Here is a 20,261-nt window from a genome sequence, read left to right as displayed (position 1 = left end):
GGCGAGCACTGGGCCGTCATCGCCTCGCTCGTGGAGACCTGCAAGCTCAACGCCGTCGACCCGCAAGCCTATCTCGGCGACGTCATCGCCCGCATCGTCGCCGGCCATCCGCAAAGCCAGATCGACGGCTTGCTGCCCTGGGCCTACGCACCCCAGCCGCTCAAGGCCGTGGCCTGAAAACAGCGGTTACGACCTAACTTCTCAAGGTCGAAGAGCTTCGTGATCATATCCATGCCGCCAGCCAAGAAATCCGAATTGCGACAGCCCTCATCCCAACGCTGACGAAGATAGTCTGAGAAGGCATCCGCGGGATGAGCGCTCGCTTTCCGACGCTGCCAGGATCCCGGCCGTTTGTCGTCAAGCCACTTGCGCACCGTCTTGCGGTCATGCCCGGTCTCCCGCCGGATCGCTGTCAGGCTCCACCCTCTTTGCCGCAGGGCGACGACGCTGTCGTACATTGCCTGGCGGGCCGCCCGGCCATCCCGCCGCTGGCGAGAAGCCTTCGGCATGCCGAAAGCCTCAGGCAACTGAACGAGACGTCCTGACGTTCCCCCGTCGCGATCGGCGGCGAGCGAGGCGCCGACCTCGCGAACAAGGCGATGCCGCTTTTCGACGGCATCGAGCAGTGCGTCCGAGCAGTTGCGCAGCATGTGCCAGCGGTCGGCGACCTGGCGCGCGCCGGGCGCGCCTTGGCGAGCGCCTTGCGCATAGGCGCCGGCACGGTCGCGCGCGATGATCTCGGTGCCGGGATGTGTCGCCAGCCAGTCCGCGAGCGTCGCGCTGTCGCGATCGGGCAGAAGGTCGACGACGCGGTTGGTCTCGAGGTCGACGAGCACCGTCCCGTAGCGCTGGCCGCGTCGCCAGGCCCAGTCGTCGACACCCAGAATCCGCGGTGCCCGGTCCAGGGAAGAGGGACGGCTCCGCACCATCCTGAGCATGGTGTCCGCGCTGGCGCGCATGCCCAGCCTTTCGACGAGGCGCGCGCCGGCTTCGCCCCCCAGCGCCAGCCCAACACTGCGCTGGATCTCGCGCAGCCGAAGCGTGCCGCGCGCATGCGGCCTGACCGCGTCTTCCGCACGCTCCGTAAAGGTGCGCCGGGCGCAGCGGCGATTGCCACAGCGAAGGCGGCGGGCCTGAAAGCAGAGTGTCACGGAGCGCCCTTGCCAAGGCAGGTCCGCGATGCGGCGCTCGTAATGGCTATGCGTGCGTGCCGACAGGCTTCGACAGGTTGGGCAGCGGGACGCGAGACGTCGAGTTCGGCAGACAATGCTGACGCCTGCGGCATGCGGCAGGACCCGCTCCACGACAAAATGCTGCGGGACGAATGGCAATATCCTCTTGGACATGGGGCGACAGCTCCTGAACCCTGGAGCCTTTGGGAATCCGCGAGATTCCAAATGGTTGCACCAAAACTGCGGGAGAGCCCGCTTCTGAGGAGTTTTGATCCGGCAGCGACACTTCGGTCGTTTACTCAGGTGGCGCAGCAGCATGGTTGCGGGTCGCGTGCCCCCGGGGTGCCCCCCAAGAGCTTCACCGTTAGACACGTTTGCGCCCGGTCCCGGGGTAGTTGCATCACCGGGCCCGCCAGTTTTCAAGAATTTCTGCCGTTACGGCCGCGGAAATCTGGTGGCTGAAGCGTTCATGAAAGAGTTTCAGTAGGGCATCGTGCCCCGCGTCTGAGGAGCTGCATACCGCGTCGGTGGCTATCACAACATGATAGCCATAATCCACGGCTCCCAACGCCGTCGACAGGACGCAAATTCGGTTTCCGCACCCGAAAGGATGACGACGTCAGCCTGGATTTCCTCGAGGTATCTGACGAGCCGGATCCCAGCGAACCCAGAGTATACGGACTTGTCGAACACCCGCGCCGGGGGGTAAAACGTGCCAACTCCGGCATGAGTTCGAGCAAGTCAGGGTGGATCCGTTGCTGCGTCGTCTCGGGCCAGCGCTTGTTAAGGGCACGCCAGGCGCCCCGCGCATCGTCCTCAGTTCGGGGCGTGATGAACCTTGTGAATATCGTCGCGTCTGGGCAATGCGCAGAAAGAGCAACGCACTGGGGCAAAACCTTCGGCATCCACGGCGTACTCCACGGGCCAGCTGGCGAGAACAACCTCCGCATGTCGACGCAGATATGGACCGCACGCGCGGTCAATGGAGGTAACCTCTCCCCCATAGCATTGACCTCTTACACATGGGCACTTGGCCAGCTGGTAGGGAAACCTACTCGCACCAGACACACTCCAGGCTGGTGACCGAGCAGACCTTTACCTTGCCACCAGGAAGCCCAGTACAAGTCCCGCGGCAGTTGCCCATCCCACCGAGCGCATGGGGCGTGCTCGGATTTCCTCTTCTATTAGTTGTTGAAATTCGCTGGCCGCTTGCCTTCCGATTGCCGCCATACGGTCAGTGCCCACACCATCAGCTGACAAAGTGGCAGAGGCTCCGGTCGCATCATGATCGAAATCATCCTTAAGAGCGTCGGCGTGCTCTGACATTTCTTTAAAGCTCGAAAAATGGGTTTGATTTTCCATGGTTCTGACTCCGGCGAAGAGGATTTTCGTTCAACTCGGTCAGTCGAAGACAGTTCCGAGTTGATCAACCGCCGCGATCCCCACCATCTGGCGGTGCCGTGAAGCCCGGCGGAATCCGCTTTGGTCGAAATGGCGTGATGACAGCTCGCTCTCCGACTACGCGACCGTCTCTCTCTCTCTTGCGGAGTTTCATCCCTCCGCCCTTTGATCCAATCTGGCCAAATTAGTTCCCGGCGCCAACTTGAGCCTGCCTCGCCAAGCCGTGAAGCCAGATACCCTAATCCGTGGGCTCGCACACACCATGGCGTGCGGCTTTTCGCTTCGCGCTTTCGCGCTCATCAAGGCTCTGTCAGGGGCGGGGGGATACTAACTGTTGCAATCACCGCCAGAGGCAACGTCCCCAACATCGTTTTTGGTACGGGGGCGTCGGGGCCTGTAATCTCACATCCGGCCCGCGACCCGTCCAAACTGAATATCGGAGCGCACGCGTCTTCAGGTGATGGCTAGTACCATGCTTCGACGCCGCGAATGACATGCGGTCTCCCCCTTCTCATTTTTATCTCGGGTACAGTCCTTCTTGATTAGCCGGTGGTCCGCGCGCGGGCACGCTCGGCACGTCGCTCAAAATCATTGCGAAGCGCCTCGAGCTTCTCTTCGTCCAGCTCTTCGAGGTCGAGGAGTTCCTCGCGAGCCCCTTCGAGGCGAACGATCAGTTCGTCCAGCTTGATCTGCATGGCGCAGGTGTCTCGATTCTGGCTGTTCTGGATGATGAAGACCATCAGGAAGGTCACGATCGTAGTCGATGTATTGATCACCAGCTGCCAGGTGTCGTTGAAGCCGAAAATCGGGCCCGACATCGCCCAAATGACAATGGCCCCGAGCGCCACGAAGAATGTTTGCGGCTTTCCCGCCCAACGGGCCGTGGTCTGGGAAAGGCGGGTGAACAACGAGGCGCCCCTCCCAAGTTCGACCAGTGAATCCTCATAGTTTGCCATCGCGCATCGCCTTACTTGATTGTCAGGGCGGGAGCCCCGGATATCGGGGCCCCCAAATTATTGGCTACGCGGCCTTCGCCATGGCTGACTCGTTGACCGAGCCCGCAGCGAGCTTCGAAAGCGCTTCGTCGGTTTTCGATTCTTCGGTGAGAGTCTGATCCAACAGGCCCACTGCATCCTTAAGGCCAAGCTGTCCGGCCCAGGCCTTCAGCGTTCCGTACCGGGCGATTTCGTAGTGCTCCACGGCCTGGGCCGCCGCGAGCAGGCCTGCGTCCATGGCGGGGCTGCCGGCATAATCCTCCATCACCGCCTTACCTTCCTCGATGATGCCGAGAATCGCGTCGCAGGTTTTGCCGCGGGCTGCTTTGCCGGCAATCTCAAAGACCTGCGCCAGACGTTCGATTTGTCCCTCCGTCTCATCCCGGTGCTTTTCGAATGCGGCCTTGAGTTCCTGGGATTTGGCTGCCTTTGCCATCTTCGGAAGTGTGCGAAGAATTTGCTTTTCGGCGTAATAAACGTCCTTGAGCATGTCGATGAACATGTCGTTGAGGGTCTTGGCGTCCGCCATGGCTGTCTCCCTGGTTTGGGTAGGCTTCCTGAGACAGGTCGAACCTCGTCGGCAGGGGATTGTTCCAGTTCGATCACGTGTTCGCGGCCAACGCTTATGCCCGCCGGTTTGGGCGGTCCCGTGCACGCACAATCTCGGTGTCTGTGTGAAGCTCTAGCGGCGATGATGCGGGGGACGAAGGAGGAATCGATTTCGTCGGGCTGCCGAACCAAATGCGACGGGTGACGTTCCTGCTCCCAGAGCGTGGAGGTTACCGATGAACGCGTTGCAGGAGCACAGCCGTTCGGTCTGGATGGACGTGAAGGTTGCCAGCCATGCCAAATCGCTGAGTAAGGACCTCACCATTGACGTGGTGGTAATCGGAGCCGGCATCGCCGGTCTGTCAGTGGCCTACGAGCTTCTGCAACGTGGACGATCTGTTGCCGTTGTGGACCGTGGTGCGATTGCCGGCGGAATGACCGCACGAACGACAGCCCATCTGGCGCCCATTTGCGACGACTCCCTGGCTGGGTTGATTTCAATGCGAGGGACGGAACTCTCCCGCACGTTCCAGGACAGCCAGAGCGCTGGGGTCGATCGGATCGAGACAATCCAATCCAAAGAAAGCATCGATTGTGAATTTCGGAGGCTCGACGGCATCCTGTTTCTCGACCCGACGAGCGAGGAGAGCGTCCTGCAAGATGAAATCGATGCCGCCAAAAAATTAAAGGTCGCCGTCAATCGCGACAAAGGACTCCCGCTCCGCGGACTCGCGGCGACGCCCTATCTCCGCTACCCCAACCAGGCGACCTTTCATCCTCTAAAATATTTGAATGGTCTTTGCGACGCGATCAAAGCAAAGGGCGGACGTCTTCATCCAAACACCGCAGTCGATGAGCTCCACGAAGAAGGCGACCTCGTTAAGGTGACGCTGGCGAATGGCCACCACATAATGGCCCCGCACGCTGTGGTCGCGACCAATTCGCCGATCCATCAGACGGTAGGCTTTCACACCAAACAAGCTCCGTACCGCACCTATGCGATGGCGTTCGACCTCAAGCGCGGAGAGGTGGAAGACCAGTTGTATTGGGACACGCTCGATCCCTATCACTACGTGCGCCTGACTTCCGGCGTCGATGGTCGCGACATCCTCATCGTCGGTGGCGAGGATCATAAAACGGGTGCAGCGGACAACGCGCCCGCGCGTTTCGTGGCTCTCGAATCCTGGATTCGGATGTTGGTGCCAAATCTCGGTGAGGAAACGCATCGCTGGTCCGGACAAGTCATGGACACGCTCGACTATTGTGCGTTCATTGGATTGGATCCGGAATACAGACGGGTCTACGTCGCGACCGGCGACTCCGGCCAGGGTATCACCCACGGCGTCGTCGCCAGTTTGATCATCCCGGCGATGATAGCCGGTGAGGAAAGTCCTTACGCCTCCGTCTACGATCCCGGGCGCAAGCCGCTCAAGGCAGCGGTGCGCTTCCTTTCAGAGAACGCAACGCTCCTCGCAAATGCTGCGTCGTATCTGGCGCCGGGTGAGCTTGGCTCGGTCGACGAATTGGCTCCCGGACAAGGGGCAATCATTCGGCGCGGCCTAGCCAAGATCGCCGCGTATCGCGATGAGAAGGGGAAGTTATTTGAACGATCAGCGGCCTGTACGCACGTTGGCTGTCACTTGCAGTGGAACTCTTTTGAGCGGTGCTGGGACTGCCCCTGTCATGGTTCCCAGTTCGCACCAGATGGCAGTGTCCTCCACGGACCAGCCATAGCTCCGCTCCCTGCGATCGAAAGCTGAATGATCCGCGTAACAGGTGGCCTATGTCGAGTGCCGAGCGTCTGCGAATATCACCGCGCCCATCACAACCGCGGAGCATGCGACGGCATCAAGCGGTCCGCGAGAGCAACCGTGCGCGTCCTAGGAGGATCGAATGATGCCCGCGTCGTTTTGGTTAAAACCAACTAAGTCTGCTCGGGCGGCCTTAGGGATTATGACTAGGCCGGCCGGACAATATTGACCTTAGACGCCTCGAGCTTGCGATAGCCGTGAATGAAGTCAGCCCACCAGCAATGGCCGCGGCCAGTGCCACACCGGTCTTTGAAAACTTGGGACGAAGCAAACGCGCGTAAGGCAGCGTCGAGACCGGCCCCCCGCGGATATAGAATGCAAATCCGACGCAAACGCCCGCCGTGACGAGCAGGGCGCCTGCGACGCTCAAGCTTGCGCTGATTGGGCCATACCGAAACGCCAGCCAGCTGTGCGCCGCATCGAGAATGTAGGCGGACGCAAAAACAACCAGCAACACAGCACATACCATGAGGGCGTAGGCAATCACCTTTTGTTTGATCGCCGCGGCGAGAGGCGCAACCAATGTGGCTATCAGCGATCCCATGAGCTATTTCGCCGCCCACAAGCCGACCACCAGGCCCGCGGCTGCCGCCCAGCCAAGTGCTCTAAGAGGCCGAGCCCGAATCTCGTCCATCAGCATTTCCTGGAGTTCCGTCACGCGCCGTTCAGCGATTTCTGCCATTTCGTCTGTATTGACACCCACGGAACGCAGATTGTCTGAAACGGTGCTGCCAGAACCCCTCAGTGATTGAGCCAATTCGGCGCCTTGGGATGTCGAACGGTGCCGGGTGCCGGTTTGTCTCTTGGACGTGGCCATGACGGTCTCCAGGTTGGCGGCAAAATCGATGTGAGCGTAACGACCTGCGCCCGTCTCTGTTCCCTTGGTCCTGCTGAAAGCGTTCAGCAACAAATATTGGGTCATCCTTTGCGATCGGCCGCATCGGCGCCACGCATGCCAATCGGCATCGGCGCACCTTTTGTGGTGTCGAGATAGGTTTGGCGTTCGGCTTCTGAATTTAATTCGGCGCCCACGAGAACGATCGTCGCGGACAACCACATCCAGGTGAGCAGGCCGATCACTGCGCCGATTGCGCCGTAGGTTTTGTTGTAGTCTTCGAAGTTCGCCACATACCAAGAAAACAACATCGACGCGACCAGCCAACCAACGGCCGCCAAACAGGCGCCCGGACTAACCCAGACCCATTGTGCCTCATCACGGCTTGGTCCGTATCGATAGAGAACTGCCAGCGCAAGAAGAAGAAGTCCGATGAGGGTTGGCCAGCGGCCCAATGTAACGAGCCATTCTGCAGCGACGCCGAGTTGGGAGTAATCCAAGATTACGGGAATGAGAGCGACCGCTCCGAGGGCGGCAAGCGAGAACACCAGGATCCCAAGGGTGAATACCAACGACACAAGGTTCAGCTTGATAAAGCCCCGTTTTTCGTCTTCGCCATATGCGACGTTCAAGGCATCAAATAGTGCTTTCACTCCGGCGTTTGCGCTCCACACGGCCAAGCCAAAACTGACTGCGAAAGCAAAACCAAGCTTTGTTTCGCCGCCAGCTGCAATACGGCCAACCTGCTCACGAAGAAAATCCGTCGCCCCGGCGGGCAAGAATCCGTCCAGCATATTGAATTGATCGGCGATTGTGCTCGGATCGGCGGCAAGTCCGTAAAGCGAGACAAATGCGGTTAGTGCCGGAAACAGGGCGAGCAGCCCATAGAAAGTCACACCTGCCGCAACTGCCAAGACCCGATCGCGCTCAACCTCGTGGTAGGTGCGACGAGCAATGTCAGTCCAACCTTTCGCTGGAATCTCGGTCGGGACGGCCGCACTTTCTCCGGCCTTGGTGCGATGCGCGACCTTCTTCTCGTAGGCATCGTCCCGGGCGCTCCTGTCGGAGCGTTCAAGGCGAGAAATCGCATACGCAGACAGGAAGCCCAGTAGGAAGGCTAGCGACACGCCCCTGAGCGCACGTTCATACCGCAACAGCATATCCTCCGTGCGGGGAGCAACGCCAATACGCTCGATAATGTTGCGGACCTCGCATTCTTTTGAGCGTCAACGCCGCTGCCGCGCCTGACGCGAGGGCTAATTCGGCGTTGCTTAGTAGACAATCACGGTAGCTATCGCGGCGACGGACAGGAGCAGGGTGGCGGCCCACCCAAAGATTCGAACAAGCCGGTTGGCAACGAAGCAGTCCATGTTATCGCGCTGGCTCGCGACCTGGCGATATAGCTCGGCCGACGGTCGCCCAATCGACCTTCACTATGAGCAGAACCCTGACATAGGAAAGTGAGACCAGCGTCAGCCACTAGGACGGACCGCCAATCGCCAACGCTCCGCCGCGCCCATGGCGGCCAGGGTTGCTCTAATATTGGTCCTGTTCGCGAAGAACAGAAGGCCGACCAATCCGAGTGCAAGCGGCTTGGGCAGGATCGATTTGATGTTTTGCGCTAACCCGCACTCTGTAACCAGCCTATTTAGGCGCTCACCAGCTGGATCGCGGACATCAGTCAGCGGGTCCGGTTCCGTCTTTCCGAGAACATCCTCGCGCCATCTGCCGCCGTCACTCGGAACTTCGATCCATGAGCGAGGTTCAATGGGATTCAAGGAGGTTCCCATGCCGGACGATCTCACCAAAAGAGGTGCGCAGGACCGCTCGCGCATCAATGTGAATGAACCCCACGAGGTGAAGTACTGGACGCAAAAGTGGGGCGTCAGCATCGAGCAATTGAAAATGGCGGTAGAAAAAGCGGGGCCGAGCGCGGCCGCCGTCGCGCAGGTTTTGGGCAAGCCTGATTAGTTCGTCGTAGCACCGCTTTATGCAGCGATCAGCTTTTAGAGTTCAAAGTGAAGCGGATACGACCAAGGCACGCAAGACCGCAGCTTCTGGTGGCGGCCCGCCGTTTCCGGCGGGCCGTAAGACGTCACTCGATGATCTGGACGATCTTGCGGGTCTTGGGTTCGACCAGGACCGGTTGATCGTTGATGACGGTGTAGCGATACTCGGTTTTTCCATAGCGAGCCGGCACCTCTCTGTAAGTGACGGTCTCCGGAAGAGTGGCACCGACCACAACCTTCTCCTTGTAGGCGACCGACGGCACCTTCTGTTCCCTCACATAGGTGCGGAATTCAGTACGCTGATCCGCCGCGATACCGCCAACGATCGCGCCGCCAACGGCGCCGCCCACGGCTCCAACTGCCGCTCCAGCCGGACCGCCGACAATCGCGCCTCCGACGGCTCCGGCTCCTGCACCCGCCGCAGCGCCGCCTGCCGCACCAGAATTCGACTGCGCGAAAACCCCGACCGGCATAAGAGCAAGCGCAGAAACCAGGATAATCTTCTTGATCATGTCGACCTCCAATGGCCCCCGCCGACCATTAGAACGGGCTGCTAAGCCATTGGTTCCATGAACGTTTGTTCAGAATTTGACTCAGGTGCCAATGGCACTGTTTAGAGTTTTCGAATGTCGCGGATGGGATAGTCTTCTACAACATTGACGATCCGGACAGAGGCCGAAACGGCTTCCTCGCGAGAGCACCCGCGACGGCGTGGAAGCTGAGAGCGGATCGAACAATCCGGGTCGGAGCACGCGCGGGAGAGCATCCCCCTCGAAGAGCGTTCGAGGGCTCTCGGCACCCAACGAGATTTTATAATACTGCCCCGCCGCTAACTGCCGTTATTTTTTGTCGCGGGCACTGGGTCGACGACGCGCACTTTTCTCAGGGAATGTCACTACAGGATTGGGCGAGCCTTCGCGCGAGTCCAAAGTGTCGGTTAGGGCGTCGGGTTGGCCAGAGTTCGGCACTGACGTCGCAACGGCTCTGAACGGATCAGGAAGTGATAGGGAGGTTTCGATGCCGGCCAATGAGGTCTTTTGCTCCTATCAGCCGGTTCGCCGGTTTCTGACACAGTTACGCGGGATAAGCTCGTCGGTTGTCACCTCGAATTTTTGAAGGAAATGCGGCCCGAAGGTGTGGATCATCGGGATGTCCGCCGCGTCTCTTCCCCTGGCGACCAGGATGCGGCCAATCCGCGGTACGTTGTGCCGCGCGTCGAAAGTATACCAACAGCCGTCGAGATAGGCCTCTAACCAGGCATTGTAATCCATTGGCGCTGGGTCAGGCGGCACTCCGATATCGCCGAGAAACCCATTGCAATATCTCGCTGGAATATTCATGGCGCGGCAGAACGCTATGGCGAGATGGGTAAAATCGCGACAGACCCCTACGCCTTCATTCAACGACTGCGCCGCCGTGCGGGTGGCCCGCGCCAGTTGATAATCGAAGCGAATATGAGCATTCACAAAGTTGCAAATCTGCTGGACGCGGTTCCATCCACCAGCGAAGTTGCCAAACAAATTCCAGGCAATGCCCGCAAGCTCATCGGATTCGCAGTACCGGCTTGGCAGGATGTAGTCTAGGGTATCCGAAGGTAGGTCTCCCGGAAATACTTCACGAGCGCTGCGGTTCGCGAGATCGACTTCCCCCGAGTCCCGCACGATCATGTCACTTTTGAATGCGACGCCACCCGTCGGTATGACAAGGCGGCGACGGCGATTGCCAAAGCTGTCTGAATATTCGCTGGTCAACACGGGGCTTCCGTCGACCAGCGATGTCACCGTCCGGACCAGGCGACTTACGATATCGGCATCGCGGCCTGGATGAGGATCCAGCAAGAGAAGGGCCGGCGTCGGCTGCTGTGTAACAATCTCAATGTGATAGCCGAGGCGGATTTCCATCGAGAATTTCCTTGTCGAAGCCAGAAATTCTCCAGCCGAACTTCGCGGGGGGCCGTGAGGTTCCTCAGTCGGGATGCCTAGATTGTGGAGGGGGGTTGATCCGGGGCTCCGCGTTCCGCCGGAGCTGTGCGGGGCTACCAAAAAAGTTCCTGCGCCTGTGGAGGGCGTGGCCTTTTCGCGAAGTAACCCTGGGGCAACCTCGCCTTCTTCTACGCGGACTATCGATGGTTCCCGAGGGCTGATCCGGCTCGGGCGCATTGATCCAGCCTCTTCTAGAGCGGATCGACATTCAGGATTCACAACTGTCGAGATGTCTGATTCATGGGGTTCCGTGTTGAGACGCGGAGCCGATGATGGGGATCAAGCGCTACGAGCTGAATGAGGCAGCGCCGCGATGGGGCGGCGGTTCATGCACCTCCGGACATCTCGAAACCCACGATCGACGCCTTCAATTCATCTCGTCCCGATCGGTCCCGGGAAATGGTGAAAGGCCCATTCCCATGGCCGGGGCATTGAAAAGCCGGAGCGGCGGCATCGGGAGGAGTATCGAATGGGAATAGGGGTAGCCCGTACAGTGCGAGTTCTATGATTTAAGGGGAAGCCACCAAAGTTCGCTCCCGTTTTCTGGCCGGCCATCCGTCGTTCGCCGGCCAGAAACCTCGTTTCTTAACTGGCAGCTTTGGACTGGTGCTGCCGCGCGATCAGGTTGAGCGCATTCAGCGTCACTTGCGCCGCCAGCAGCGCTGACATGCCTCCGACATCATGCGGCGGGCTGACCGTGTTGATGTTGACGCCCACCAGATTGAGCCCGGCGCAGGCCTCCAGCACCGCCAGCCCCTCGCGCGAGGTCGCCCCGCCCCAGGTCGGCGTGCAGACGCCCGGCGCGACCGAGGGGTCGAAGAAGTCCATGTCGTAGGAGAGGTACACCGCTCGGTCGCCGATATGCGCGCGGATCTCGGCGAAGACGTTGGCGATGCCGCGTTCCAGCAGTTCGGCGAGCGGGATCACGTTGTAGCCGAGGCTGCGCCCGTATTCGCCGACGCCGGGCAGCATCGTCGTGCCGCGCATTCCGACCTGGTAGGAGCGGGCCGGATCGACGAGCCCTTCCTCGACGGCGCGGCCGAAGGCGGTTGCGGTGTTGTAGCCCTCGATCGGGTAAGCGTCGGTATGGGCGTCGATATGGACGGTGACGAGATCGGGATAGACACGGTGCAGCGCCCGCATCTCCGGCAGCGCGATCGCTCCGTCGCCGCCGAGCGTCACCGCCACGGCCCGCGTCTCGGCGATGGCGCCGACCGCGACCTCGATCGCGACATAGGAGGCTTCGAGATCGCCGGGGCTGACCTTCGCATCGCCGACATCGACAACGCCGAGCGCCTCCAGTGGGTTGATGCCGTTGACGAAGTCGAAGGCTCGCAGCAGCAGCGACTGCTCGCGTATAGAGGACGGCCCGAGCCGCGAGCCGACGCGCTGCGGATGCGTCCCGCAATCGAAGGGCAGGCCGAGGACTACCGCCTTGGCGTCGCCGATCTCGGTGCGATGTGGGACGCCCATGAAGGTCTGGGCGAGCGAAAACGGCGCCGTTGTCATCGATAGTCCTGTGTCTTGGTCGGAAAGGCAGGGGCGGGCGGCGCGATGCCGCCCATCGTGGGTCGAGGCTCAGGAGGCGATCGCGTCCATGTAGCGGGCGAGGATCGTGGCGTAGTGCTGCGCGTACCACTCGTTGTCGACGGCGACCTGGCGCGCGAAATTCTCGGGCGATCCGCAGTCGAGCGCCTTCATCTCGGCCGGTACCATCGCGGCGGCGGCCGGGTTGACCGGCCCGTTGCCGACGCGCTTGAACAGTTCGACCTGGCTCTTGGGATCCTGCGCCGAGGCGATGAACTTCCAGGCGCCGGCCTTGGCCGGGTTCCCCTTCGGCACGATCCAGGCGCCGGGAAAGAGGATGCCGTCCTCGAAGGTGAACTTGATGTGGTCGCCGACTTCCTTGGCGAGCAGCATCGAGCGCGTGTGCCAGAGATTGCCCATCACGACCTCCTGGTTGCGGAAGAGCTGCTGGCTCTCCGCGCCGGTGGTCCAGAAGATCGTGTGCTGCTTGATCTCCTTGATCTTGGCGAGCGCCCGGTCGACATCGATTGGGTAGATCTTGTCGCGGCTGACGCCGTCGGCGAGCAGCGCCGCCTCCAGCATGCCCTCGATATTGTTGCGCAGCGTGCGTTTGCCCGGGAATTCCTTGACGTTCCAGAAGTCCTTCCAGTTCTTCGGCACCGGTCCTTTCAGGGCCTTGGCGTCGTAGGTCAGCACGAAGGAATAGAGATAGGCGCCGACGCCCCAGTCTGAGCGATGCGCGGCGCGGACCTTGTCCTGCGCGACGATCGACCAATCGACCTTTTCCAGTAGGTTCTGGCGTCCGAGCTCGATCGAGGCCGGCACGGTGCGGTCGCAGACGTCCCAGGTCACGGCGCCGCTCTCGACCATCGCCTTGATCTTGCCGGAGCTCGGCCCCGAGCCGTTGATCAACGCCTTCGCGCCGGGATTAGCGGCGTTGAAGGGCTGGGCCCAGATAGCGTCATAGGCCGGCACGGCATCCCCGCCCCAGTTAACGACGACGATCTCGCCGGTCTGGGCATGGGCCGGCGTGAGGCGCAGGGCCACCGGGATCGCTCCCAGCATGGCGAGCGCCTGCAGGAAGCGGCGGCGATGCACGCGCTTGCCCTCAGTCTGCCTGCGCAGGATCGCGAGGCAGTCGTCACGGAATTCCTGATGCTCTCTGGTCATGCTGGTCTCCCCTCTGTTGTCAGGCTTTTGCGGAGGCGCTGCGCAGCGTCGAGATCGCGACGGCGGCGAAGGTCAGGACGATCATCACCGTGCCGAGCGCAGCGATGGCCGGGTCGATATTGTCTGCCAGCCCCTCCCAGATCCGGCGCGGCAGGGTCGTCACGGCGCGGCTGGTGACGAAGAGCGCGACGATGGTCTCGTCCCAGGAGGTGATGAAGGCAAAGGCCGCGCCTGCAACGATGCCGGCGCGGATCTGCGGCAGCACGACCCAGCCCATCGCCTGCCGCGCATTGGCGCCGAGGCTGCGTGCCGCCTGTTCCAGCCGCGGATCGACATTGGACAGCGTGCCGGCGACTGTAAGCACGACGAAGGGCAGCCCCTTCATCGCGTGGATCAGGATCAGCCCGAGATAGGTGTCGAGCAGTCCGAGCGTGGCCCAGGCGCGGTAGAACGCGACCGCATGCACGATCGGCGGCACGATGATCGGCGCCAGCAGCAGGAGGCGCAGGCGCCGGGCGAGCGGCGCTCCCAGCCGCCAGGCGCCGACCGCGAAGGCGACGCCGAGCACGGTCGCAAGCACCGTCGCGCCGATACCGACGATCAGGCTGTCGACGATACTCTTCGTCCAGCGGCCGTCGGTCGCGAGGCTGCCGTAATGGCGAAATGAGATCGATGTGCTCGGCAGCGAGAGATAGCGCTCCGGCGTCAGCGAGATTGGGATGACGACGAGGATGGGCAGCAGCAGGAACGAGGCCGCGAGCCAGGCGACAATCCGGTTGAGCGAAAGCCCGGTTGAGTTCGAGGGGACGCTGAGCGCTGCCATGGTTACTTCCTCAGCGCCTGTTCGACGTCCATGAAGCGGCTGAGCCACATCACGAGCAGGAGCACGGCGCCGAGCAGCACGGTCGCCAGCATCGCCGCCAGCCCCCAGCGAAGCGTCTCGGAAATCTGTACGCTAATGAACTCTGCCACCATGATCGTGCGCCCGCCGCCGAGGATGGCCGGGGTGATGTAGAAGCCGAGCGAGAAGATCATCACGATCACGCCCGCGCCGATCAGGCCGGGCAGGCTGAGCGGCAGGAAGACCCAACGGAAGGCCTGCCCCGGCGTCGCCCCGAGCGCGCGTGCCGCCGGCACCAGCCGGTCGTCGATGCCGCGCAGGCTCGTGTAGAGCGGCAGGATCGCGTAGGGCAGCATGTAATGGACCATGCCGATGAGCACGCCGAGCTCGTTGCGCACGAGGCTGAGCGGGCTCTCGATCAGGCCGGTCGAGAGCAGGATCGAATTGACCAGCCCCTTCGACTGCAGCAGCGCGACCCAGGCGAAGGCGCGGATGAGGGCGCTGATCCAGAAGCTCGCCACGACGATGCCAAGCAGGATCTTGCGCTCGCGCGGCCCGCATTGCAGCAAGGCGTAGGCGACGATGTAGCCGATGCCCAGCGCCAGCACGGTGGTGATCGCCCCAATCCGAAGCGTCGTCCAGAGCACGCGCTGCACGGCGCCGTTGTTGACGAGTTCCGCATAGTTGGCGAGGCCGGCCTTGGGCACGGTGAAGCTCAGCACCAGCACGTTCAGAACCGGCACGAGGTAGAACAGCGCCAGGAAGACGCAGGGCGCCAGCAACATCAGCCAGTAGAGCCGCTCGCTTCCGCCGGTGCTGGTGGCGGCGGCGGCGCTCACGGCGAGGCCTCGCTGCCGCACACGAGGATCGCCGCATCCGGCGCCCATGAGGCGACGATCTCCTCGCCCTCCGCGAAGCTGCGCTGCCCGGCCGGAACCGTCGCGAGCAGCGTCTCGCCATTCGTTAGTTTGACCTCGACCTCGACGGCCGCGCCGAGATAGGTGATGTCACCGACCCGACCGCGGACTTGGCAAGGCGCGGCCTCGGCGCTGGCCGTTGACGCGGCAAGCCTGATCTTCTCAGGCCGGAGGGCAGCGACCGCTGCTTCGCCGGCACGCGCCGCGATGCCGTTTCCTGCGGCCGTCGCGGCGAAGCCGGGCATATGGATCTCGACGTGCCCACCGCTGGTCGAGGCGATCTTGCCGCGCAGGAAATTGCTCTTGCCGAGGAAGCCCGCCACAAACTCGGTGGCCGGCCGCTCGTAGAGCTCGGCTGGCGGGGCGATCTGGAGGATGCGGCCGCGGTCGAGGATGACGATGCGGTCCGACATCGTCAGCGCCTCCTCCTGGTCATGCGTGACATAGATGAAGGTCGAGCCGACCTCGCGATGGATCGACCGGAACTCGGTCTGGAATTCCTTGCGCAAGGCCTTGTCGAGCGCACTCAGGGGCTCGTCGAGCAGGAGCAGTTCCGGCGCGAAGACAAGCGAGCGGGCAAGCGCGACGCGCTGCTGCTGCCCGCCCGACAATTGGCGGGGATAGCGATGTGCGAAGGCCTGCAGCTTCGCCGTCTCCAGCGCGGCCACGATCTTCGGCCGGGCCGCCTCGCCGGTGATGCCGCGTGCTCTCAGCGGAAAGGCGACATTGTCGTAGACGGTGAGGTGCGGGAACAGCGCATAGCCCTGGAAGACGACGCCGAAATTGCGCCGCTCGGGCGGCAGCGCCGTCACGTCGCGGCCGTCGAGCAACATGCGGCCGCTGCTGGGTGCGACGAAGCCGGCAATGCTCATCAAGATCGTCGTCTTGCCCGACCCGGAAGGGCCGAGCAGCGTGATGAACTCGCCTGCCTTGATCGTCAGATTGGTCGGTTCGAGCGCGACGAAATCGCCATAGCGCTTCTCGACCTTGTCGAGGACAAGCGAGTCTTTCACCGATGCGGTCCCATTCCCCGTTGCCGTTTAGGCTTGGCTCCATGGTCCCGTTTTCCCGGCTTACGTCAAAAACGAAATGAGTTAAAAGATATAAATCTGGATTATAACTCAATGGCGGAGACGGGCTTGGATACGCGGCACCTCGAGGCCTTTCGTGCTGTCATCGAGACTGGCTCGATGAGCGCCGCGGCGACCCTGCTGGCAAAGTCGCAGCCGGCGATCAGCAACCTGATCACCCGGCTTGAGGACGAGCTCGGCGTCTCCCTGTTCGAGCGCAAAAAGGGCAGGTTGCAGGTCACGCCCGAAGCGACGCTGTTCTACGAGGAGGCGCGTCGCGCTCTCGGGGTGCTCGAACGCACGCGCCAGGTCGCACGGGATCTTAAGAGCCTACGCTCGGGAACGCTGTCGCTGGCGAGCCAGCCCGGCCTCGCCACCTATGCCCTGCCGCCGATCATCTCCCGGCTCCTGAGGCGCTGGCCGGACGGCACAGTGCGCTTCATCACGCGCTCATCGCCCACCGTGCGCGATCTCGGCCGCATCGAGGCCTTTGATATCGGTTTCGCCGAGCATCCGATCGAGAGCCCAGCCTCCGTCATCGAGACGATCGAAGTCCCCTGCGTCTGCATGCTGCCCGCCGATCATCCGCTCGCAGCCGAGTCGGTCATCACGCCGGCCCATCTCGACGACGCCCCCTTCATCTCGCTTTATGCCGATCATTTCCTGCACGAGGCGATCGAACGCGCCTTCGCCGAGCATTCGGCGCGGCTGCGCATGGCCGTTCATGTCGAGTTCTTCGGCACCGCTTGCGCGCTGGTCATGGAAGGCGTCGGCGTGACCATCGTCGACGTCGTCACCAGCCTGCATTTCCAGAAGGTGGGACTGATCGCGAAACCGTTCCTTCCCAGGCTCGATTATCGCTATGCGATGTTCCAGCCGGGCGTGCGTCCACTTTCACGAATTGCGCGTGAGTTTGTGGATGCATTCAGGGAAGAGAACACTCGCTTAGTTCGGGCTAATTCTCCCTACACGGGAGCCTAATCCAAGTGAGCACAGGACGTCCCCGTCCCCGGAATTCGCTCTGCGCTTAAAAAATTAAGCCCACCGTTCTGTGAACGGCGGGCCTCTGACTATCGTCAGGACTAGACGGCTCCGGCCATCGCCGGGAAACTGGCTTTGCCCTCCCGTCGGTTGCGGCCGGTACATCCGCGGCAACGCATCCAACCGGAGAGCAGCCAGGTGCGATGATGGGACCGCGCGGACACCGAGATGGTGACGGCTTTGGTTCCTGCAAGGCGGCAAGAAATTGGCAACGATCTGTTTCAAGTTCGACGAGCTACGGCGGGGGGTATTCAAGCTCTATCAGGACCGGGGCGTGGTCACTGGTATGCTCCCAGCCACGCGGCGAACGCCGAATCTCCGCACGCTTGAGTGATGCAGCCAAAGCGGGGCTTAGCAGGAAGTGGTCGATCCGCAGTCCCGCGTCGCGTTCAAACGAGTTGCGCCAGTATTTCCAAAACGTGTAGATGCGCTCGTGGGGGTGGAGGTGCCTGACGGCGTCAACCCACCCCTGTTCAAGTAGTTTGGCGTATGCCTTCCTCACCTCGGGGCGAAAGAGAGCGTCCTCCTTCCACCGCTCAGGCGCATAGACATCCAGCGCCGTCGGCATGACATTGAAGTCACCAACGAGCGCAACCGGCACGTCGAGTGATAGTATCTCCTCGGCGTAGCTTTGCAGTCGATCAAACCAGCGAAGTTTGTATTCGAACTTGGGCCCAGGGGCGGGATTGCCATTGGGAAGATAGAGACACCCTATCAGCATCCCGTTCACCGCCGCCTCGATGTACCGGCTATGGCTGTCATCGGGATCTCCGGGTAAGCCTCGGCGCGTCAGGACAAGAGGGCGGCCGCGCTTTGCGAGGATGGCGACACCGTTCCAACTCTTCTGGCCCTGCCAAACCGCCGCATAGCCGGCTTGCTGCAGCTCACGCTCCGGAAAGCGATCGTCGGAACATTTCAGCTCCTGCAGACAGACTACGTCGGGGTTGTCCTGCTTCAGCCACCGCAGAAGAACCGACAAGCGGCCGTTGATGCCGTTTACATTGTAGGTCGCGATCTTCAATGACGGCTCTCCTCCTAGCCGGGAATCTCTCCACATAGCTCAGGGGTCTCGGCCCTTTCCCGCCGAGCGTCTAAGGTTCCCGCGCAGGAACGCCTGTGCTCACGATATCGCATCCGGCCAACTCGCGAGAGAAAGTCCGTGTCCTTCGCCTGGATAGATATGGCTTTGGACATGTCCCCCGTTACTTTTGATCAGCCTCTCGATGGCCCCGGCGTCTGATACCGGGACCACATGGTCGGCATCCCCATGCAAAATGAGGGTCGGTGTCGGACCGAAACACCGAGGGCGGCTGAGCCACGGCCAGGGCAAGCATCACAGCAATCATAATCCAAACCCACGAATCGACATCGGGCAGCCGAGGCCGTTTCATTTGAGTTGCGCCAGGCTAAGGAACTGGTCCTTGGGAAAGCCATTAAAAACAAATTTGTACTTATGTTCCTTTTAGGTATCTGGCTGCGTCAGCCGGCCGCTCGGCTTGGTGCTTCCTCTTGAAACCGGCCCGCTGCTCTGAAAAGGGTGGCCAGCCTTTTTGCGTTTTGGCGGAACCCTCCGTTTCCATGCGCGTTCAGCCGACATTACCCATGACCCCTGACTGGGCCCGCTGTGGGAGGACACCGCGGGCCCTTTTTTGGGCTCAGGGTTGCGGAGGACCGCAATGGCGACGGGAACGGTGAAGTGGTTCAATGCCACCAAGGGATTTGGTTTTATTCAACCTGACGACGGCGGACAGGATGTGTTTGTTCATATCAGCGCCTTAGAGCGTGCGGGATTGCGAGAGCTGCGCGACGGACAGTAAATCGCTTACGAGCTCGTCGCGGATCAACGCTCGGGAAAAACCTATGCCGAGAACCTTAAGCCGGAATAATGCACCCTCCCGGTCTGGAACTGGGTGCTGTTCTTCTCCACCCGATTGGCATTGGCGGCTAAGGACTGCGCGCTTTTCGGGGTACGATAACAGCCATCGGACCCGCCGATTGAGGCGAGGCATCAAAATGTCACTGGACCTCTTGCACGAACTTCCAACTTCGTCAGTTCCGCCCGCATCTGCTCTTGCTGAGCTTCTCATTTCGCAGCTTTCTGCCCGAGGCCAAACGGTCGTTACAGCTGAATCCTGCTCTGCAGGCTCGCTGGCGCACCTTCTGTCTTCCGTGCAGGGCGCCGCGAACTCGCTCACCGGTGGATTTGTCACCTATCGCAAGTCCGCGAAAGAGCGACTGCTGGGGATCAACCCGGAATTGCTTGCGGAATTTGGCGCGGTTTCTGAAGCGATTGCTCGCGCGATGGCCGTGAACGCCATTGAGCGCAGCGGTGCTGACTTGGCCATCGCTCTGACGGGCGTGACCGGGATTGAGCCTGATGAAGACGGCAACCCTATTGGACGCGTACATGTAGCCGCCGTCATGGCCGATGGAACGGTGAAGCACCGCCACTGTGAGTTCGGCAAATCGAGCCCAGATGTTCTACTGCACGCCGCGCTTCAGTCCGCGTTGCTTACTGCGCTCGATCTGATCGCCGAGCCGAAACACTAAAATCGCAGACACCAGCCCTTCCCTTGGCCCTCTGCGAGCAATCCACCAGTTCTTCGGAGGTCCCCTTGCTCCGTATGTTTCGACCCCGCTGCTCCGAAAGGGGTGGCGGGCCTTCTCTTTTGGGGCGGTAGGGGTCAAGCAAAAGCGCCCACGGCGGGGTCATAGAGCCCGCCGTCGATCGCTTTGGGTGATTATCCGACAAGCCTCTGCGCCACGCTGCGCGATAATGAGTTCCCGCCAGGGGTCTGGCTTCTCTGCGAAGTCGGCGCTGAGCCGCTTCATGATCGGGTCGGATGGAGAGGCGTCTCAATCTTTTTATCGAGCTGCCAGCCTGCTTCATGATCGGGTCGGATGGAGAGGCGTCTCAATCTTTTTATCGAGCTGCCAGCCT

General features: G+C 61.5%; 22 protein-coding genes and 2 pseudogenes. 7 read left to right on the top strand and 17 right to left on the bottom strand.

The window, feature by feature from the left end; all coding sequences use genetic code 11:
• Positions 1–177, top strand: a 177-nt coding sequence (locus AC1DW9_RS34245; protein WP_476855329.1) for a transposase domain-containing protein, incomplete at its 5' end; no start/stop codon positions are given.
• Here AC1DW9_RS34245 and AC1DW9_RS34240 read toward each other — a convergent pair.
• The 5 genes from AC1DW9_RS34240 to AC1DW9_RS34220 all read right to left on the bottom strand — a co-directional run bounded on the left by AC1DW9_RS34240 (position 144) and on the right by AC1DW9_RS34220 (position 4,097).
• Positions 144–1,490, bottom strand: coding sequence for an ISL3 family transposase (locus AC1DW9_RS34240; RefSeq protein ID WP_476777349.1), 1,347 nt, complete (start codon positions 1,488–1,490; stop codon positions 144–146). The two genes, AC1DW9_RS34245 and AC1DW9_RS34240, sit on opposite strands and share 34 nt — an antisense overlap.
• Positions 1,491–1,572: 82 nt before the next feature.
• Complete coding sequence (locus AC1DW9_RS34235; RefSeq protein WP_441508955.1) at positions 1,573–1,731, bottom strand: hypothetical protein; 159 nt, start codon at positions 1,729–1,731, stop codon at positions 1,573–1,575.
• Between the two features lie 536 nt (positions 1,732–2,267).
• Positions 2,268–2,534, bottom strand: a complete 267-nt coding sequence (locus AC1DW9_RS34230) for a glycine zipper domain-containing protein (RefSeq protein WP_476777348.1) — start codon at positions 2,532–2,534, stop codon at positions 2,268–2,270.
• 581 nt (positions 2,535–3,115) lie between these two features.
• Complete coding sequence (locus tag AC1DW9_RS34225) at positions 3,116–3,529, bottom strand: low affinity iron permease family protein (RefSeq protein WP_476777347.1); 414 nt, start codon at positions 3,527–3,529, stop codon at positions 3,116–3,118.
• Positions 3,530–3,593: 64 nt separating this feature from the next.
• Positions 3,594–4,097, bottom strand: coding sequence for a YciE/YciF ferroxidase family protein (locus tag AC1DW9_RS34220; RefSeq protein ID WP_441508963.1), 504 nt, complete (start codon positions 4,095–4,097; stop codon positions 3,594–3,596).
• Positions 4,098–4,353: 256 nt separating this feature from the next.
• On the opposite strand from AC1DW9_RS34220, the gene AC1DW9_RS34215 reads away from it, so the two are divergent.
• Positions 4,354–5,877 carry an FAD-dependent oxidoreductase gene (locus AC1DW9_RS34215; protein ID WP_476777346.1) on the top strand — a complete coding sequence of 508 codons (1,524 nt, stop codon included), beginning with the start codon at positions 4,354–4,356 and terminating at the stop codon, positions 5,875–5,877.
• A 184-nt stretch (positions 5,878–6,061) separates the two neighbouring features.
• Here the strand turns inward: AC1DW9_RS34215 and AC1DW9_RS34210 are convergent, their stop codons facing one another.
• Genes AC1DW9_RS34210 through AC1DW9_RS34200 form a run of 3 tightly spaced genes read right to left on the bottom strand, consistent with a single transcriptional unit; the run spans position 6,062 to position 7,923 of the window.
• Entirely contained in the window at positions 6,062–6,472 is a 411-nt protein-coding gene (locus AC1DW9_RS34210) for a hypothetical protein (RefSeq protein WP_476777345.1), read from the bottom strand.
• A gap of 3 nt (positions 6,473–6,475) precedes the next feature.
• Positions 6,476–6,850 carry a hypothetical protein gene (locus tag AC1DW9_RS34205; protein WP_441508966.1) on the bottom strand — a complete coding sequence of 125 codons (375 nt, stop codon included), beginning with the start codon at positions 6,848–6,850 and terminating at the stop codon, positions 6,476–6,478.
• Positions 6,847–7,923 (bottom strand): YihY/virulence factor BrkB family protein, encoded by a 1,077-nt coding sequence (locus AC1DW9_RS34200; RefSeq protein ID WP_441508967.1) that lies wholly within the window; start codon positions 7,921–7,923, stop codon positions 6,847–6,849. The genes AC1DW9_RS34205 and AC1DW9_RS34200 overlap by 4 nt, the downstream gene beginning before the upstream one ends.
• Positions 7,924–8,551: 628 nt before the next feature.
• Between AC1DW9_RS34200 and AC1DW9_RS34195 the strand changes: the two genes are divergently transcribed.
• Positions 8,552–8,734: a DUF3606 domain-containing protein gene (locus AC1DW9_RS34195; protein ID WP_441508924.1), complete on the top strand. Its 183-nt coding sequence runs from the start codon at positions 8,552–8,554 to the stop codon at positions 8,732–8,734.
• A gap of 124 nt (positions 8,735–8,858) precedes the next feature.
• Here the strand turns inward: AC1DW9_RS34195 and AC1DW9_RS34190 are convergent, their stop codons facing one another.
• Together AC1DW9_RS34190 and AC1DW9_RS34185 are read right to left on the bottom strand one after the other, a co-directional pair.
• Positions 8,859–9,284 carry a DUF1236 domain-containing protein gene (locus AC1DW9_RS34190; RefSeq protein WP_441508923.1) on the bottom strand — a complete coding sequence of 142 codons (426 nt, stop codon included), beginning with the start codon at positions 9,282–9,284 and terminating at the stop codon, positions 8,859–8,861.
• Between the two features lie 534 nt (positions 9,285–9,818).
• The gene (locus tag AC1DW9_RS34185; RefSeq protein ID WP_476777343.1) at positions 9,819–10,673 is read right to left on the bottom strand and encodes a transglutaminase-like domain-containing protein; all 855 of its coding nucleotides are present in this window, start codon (positions 10,671–10,673) and stop codon (positions 9,819–9,821) included.
• A 186-nt stretch (positions 10,674–10,859) separates the two neighbouring features.
• On the opposite strand from AC1DW9_RS34185, the pseudogene AC1DW9_RS34180 reads away from it, so the two are divergent.
• A pseudogene (locus AC1DW9_RS34180) lies at positions 10,860–10,935 on the top strand (cyclophilin-like fold protein); the annotation flags it as partial.
• Positions 10,936–11,339: 404 nt separating this feature from the next.
• Here AC1DW9_RS34180 and AC1DW9_RS34175 read toward each other — a convergent pair.
• The 5 genes from AC1DW9_RS34175 to AC1DW9_RS34155 all read right to left on the bottom strand — a co-directional run bounded on the left by AC1DW9_RS34175 (position 11,340) and on the right by AC1DW9_RS34155 (position 16,222).
• Positions 11,340–12,263, bottom strand: a complete 924-nt coding sequence (locus AC1DW9_RS34175) for an arginase family protein (protein WP_476855328.1) — start codon at positions 12,261–12,263, stop codon at positions 11,340–11,342.
• Between the two features lie 69 nt (positions 12,264–12,332).
• Positions 12,333–13,451 (bottom strand): ABC transporter substrate-binding protein, encoded by a 1,119-nt coding sequence (locus tag AC1DW9_RS34170; RefSeq protein ID WP_476777341.1) that lies wholly within the window; start codon positions 13,449–13,451, stop codon positions 12,333–12,335.
• 19 nt (positions 13,452–13,470) lie between these two features.
• Positions 13,471–14,274: an ABC transporter permease gene (locus tag AC1DW9_RS34165; protein WP_476777340.1), complete on the bottom strand. Its 804-nt coding sequence runs from the start codon at positions 14,272–14,274 to the stop codon at positions 13,471–13,473.
• A 2-nt stretch (positions 14,275–14,276) separates the two neighbouring features.
• Positions 14,277–15,131: an ABC transporter permease gene (locus AC1DW9_RS34160; protein ID WP_476777339.1), complete on the bottom strand. Its 855-nt coding sequence runs from the start codon at positions 15,129–15,131 to the stop codon at positions 14,277–14,279.
• Positions 15,128–16,222, bottom strand: coding sequence for an ABC transporter ATP-binding protein (locus AC1DW9_RS34155; protein ID WP_476777338.1), 1,095 nt, complete (start codon positions 16,220–16,222; stop codon positions 15,128–15,130). Before AC1DW9_RS34155 ends, AC1DW9_RS34160 begins: the two co-directional genes overlap by 4 nt.
• Positions 16,223–16,255: 33 nt before the next feature.
• Here AC1DW9_RS34155 and AC1DW9_RS34150 point away from each other — a divergent pair, with 33 nt between their 5' ends.
• Positions 16,256–17,260 carry a LysR substrate-binding domain-containing protein gene (locus AC1DW9_RS34150; RefSeq protein ID WP_476777337.1) on the top strand — a complete coding sequence of 335 codons (1,005 nt, stop codon included), beginning with the start codon at positions 16,256–16,258 and terminating at the stop codon, positions 17,258–17,260.
• Positions 17,261–17,555: 295 nt separating this feature from the next.
• Here AC1DW9_RS34150 and xth read toward each other — a convergent pair whose 3' ends face one another.
• Both xth and AC1DW9_RS34140 read right to left on the bottom strand, forming a co-directional pair.
• Positions 17,556–18,341, bottom strand: coding sequence for an exodeoxyribonuclease III (gene xth, locus AC1DW9_RS34145; RefSeq protein ID WP_441508921.1), 786 nt, complete (start codon positions 18,339–18,341; stop codon positions 17,556–17,558).
• Positions 18,342–18,440: 99 nt separating this feature from the next.
• A complete protein-coding gene (locus tag AC1DW9_RS34140; protein WP_476777336.1) occupies positions 18,441–18,650 on the bottom strand; it encodes an alpha/beta hydrolase family protein in 210 nt (69 codons plus the stop codon).
• 346 nt (positions 18,651–18,996) lie between these two features.
• Here AC1DW9_RS34140 and AC1DW9_RS34135 point away from each other — a divergent pair.
• Together AC1DW9_RS34135 and AC1DW9_RS34130 are read left to right on the top strand one after the other, a co-directional pair.
• Positions 18,997–19,206 (top strand): annotated as a pseudogene (locus AC1DW9_RS34135) (cold-shock protein).
• Positions 19,207–19,333: 127 nt separating this feature from the next.
• A complete protein-coding gene (locus AC1DW9_RS34130; protein ID WP_476777335.1) occupies positions 19,334–19,870 on the top strand; it encodes a CinA family protein in 537 nt (178 codons plus the stop codon).
• The last annotated feature ends 391 nt before the right edge of the window (positions 19,871–20,261 follow it).

The sequence above is a fragment of the Allobosea sp. P4_E12 genome (genome assembly GCF_056401655.1).
This window is presented reverse-complemented; position numbering and strand designations above follow the sequence as displayed.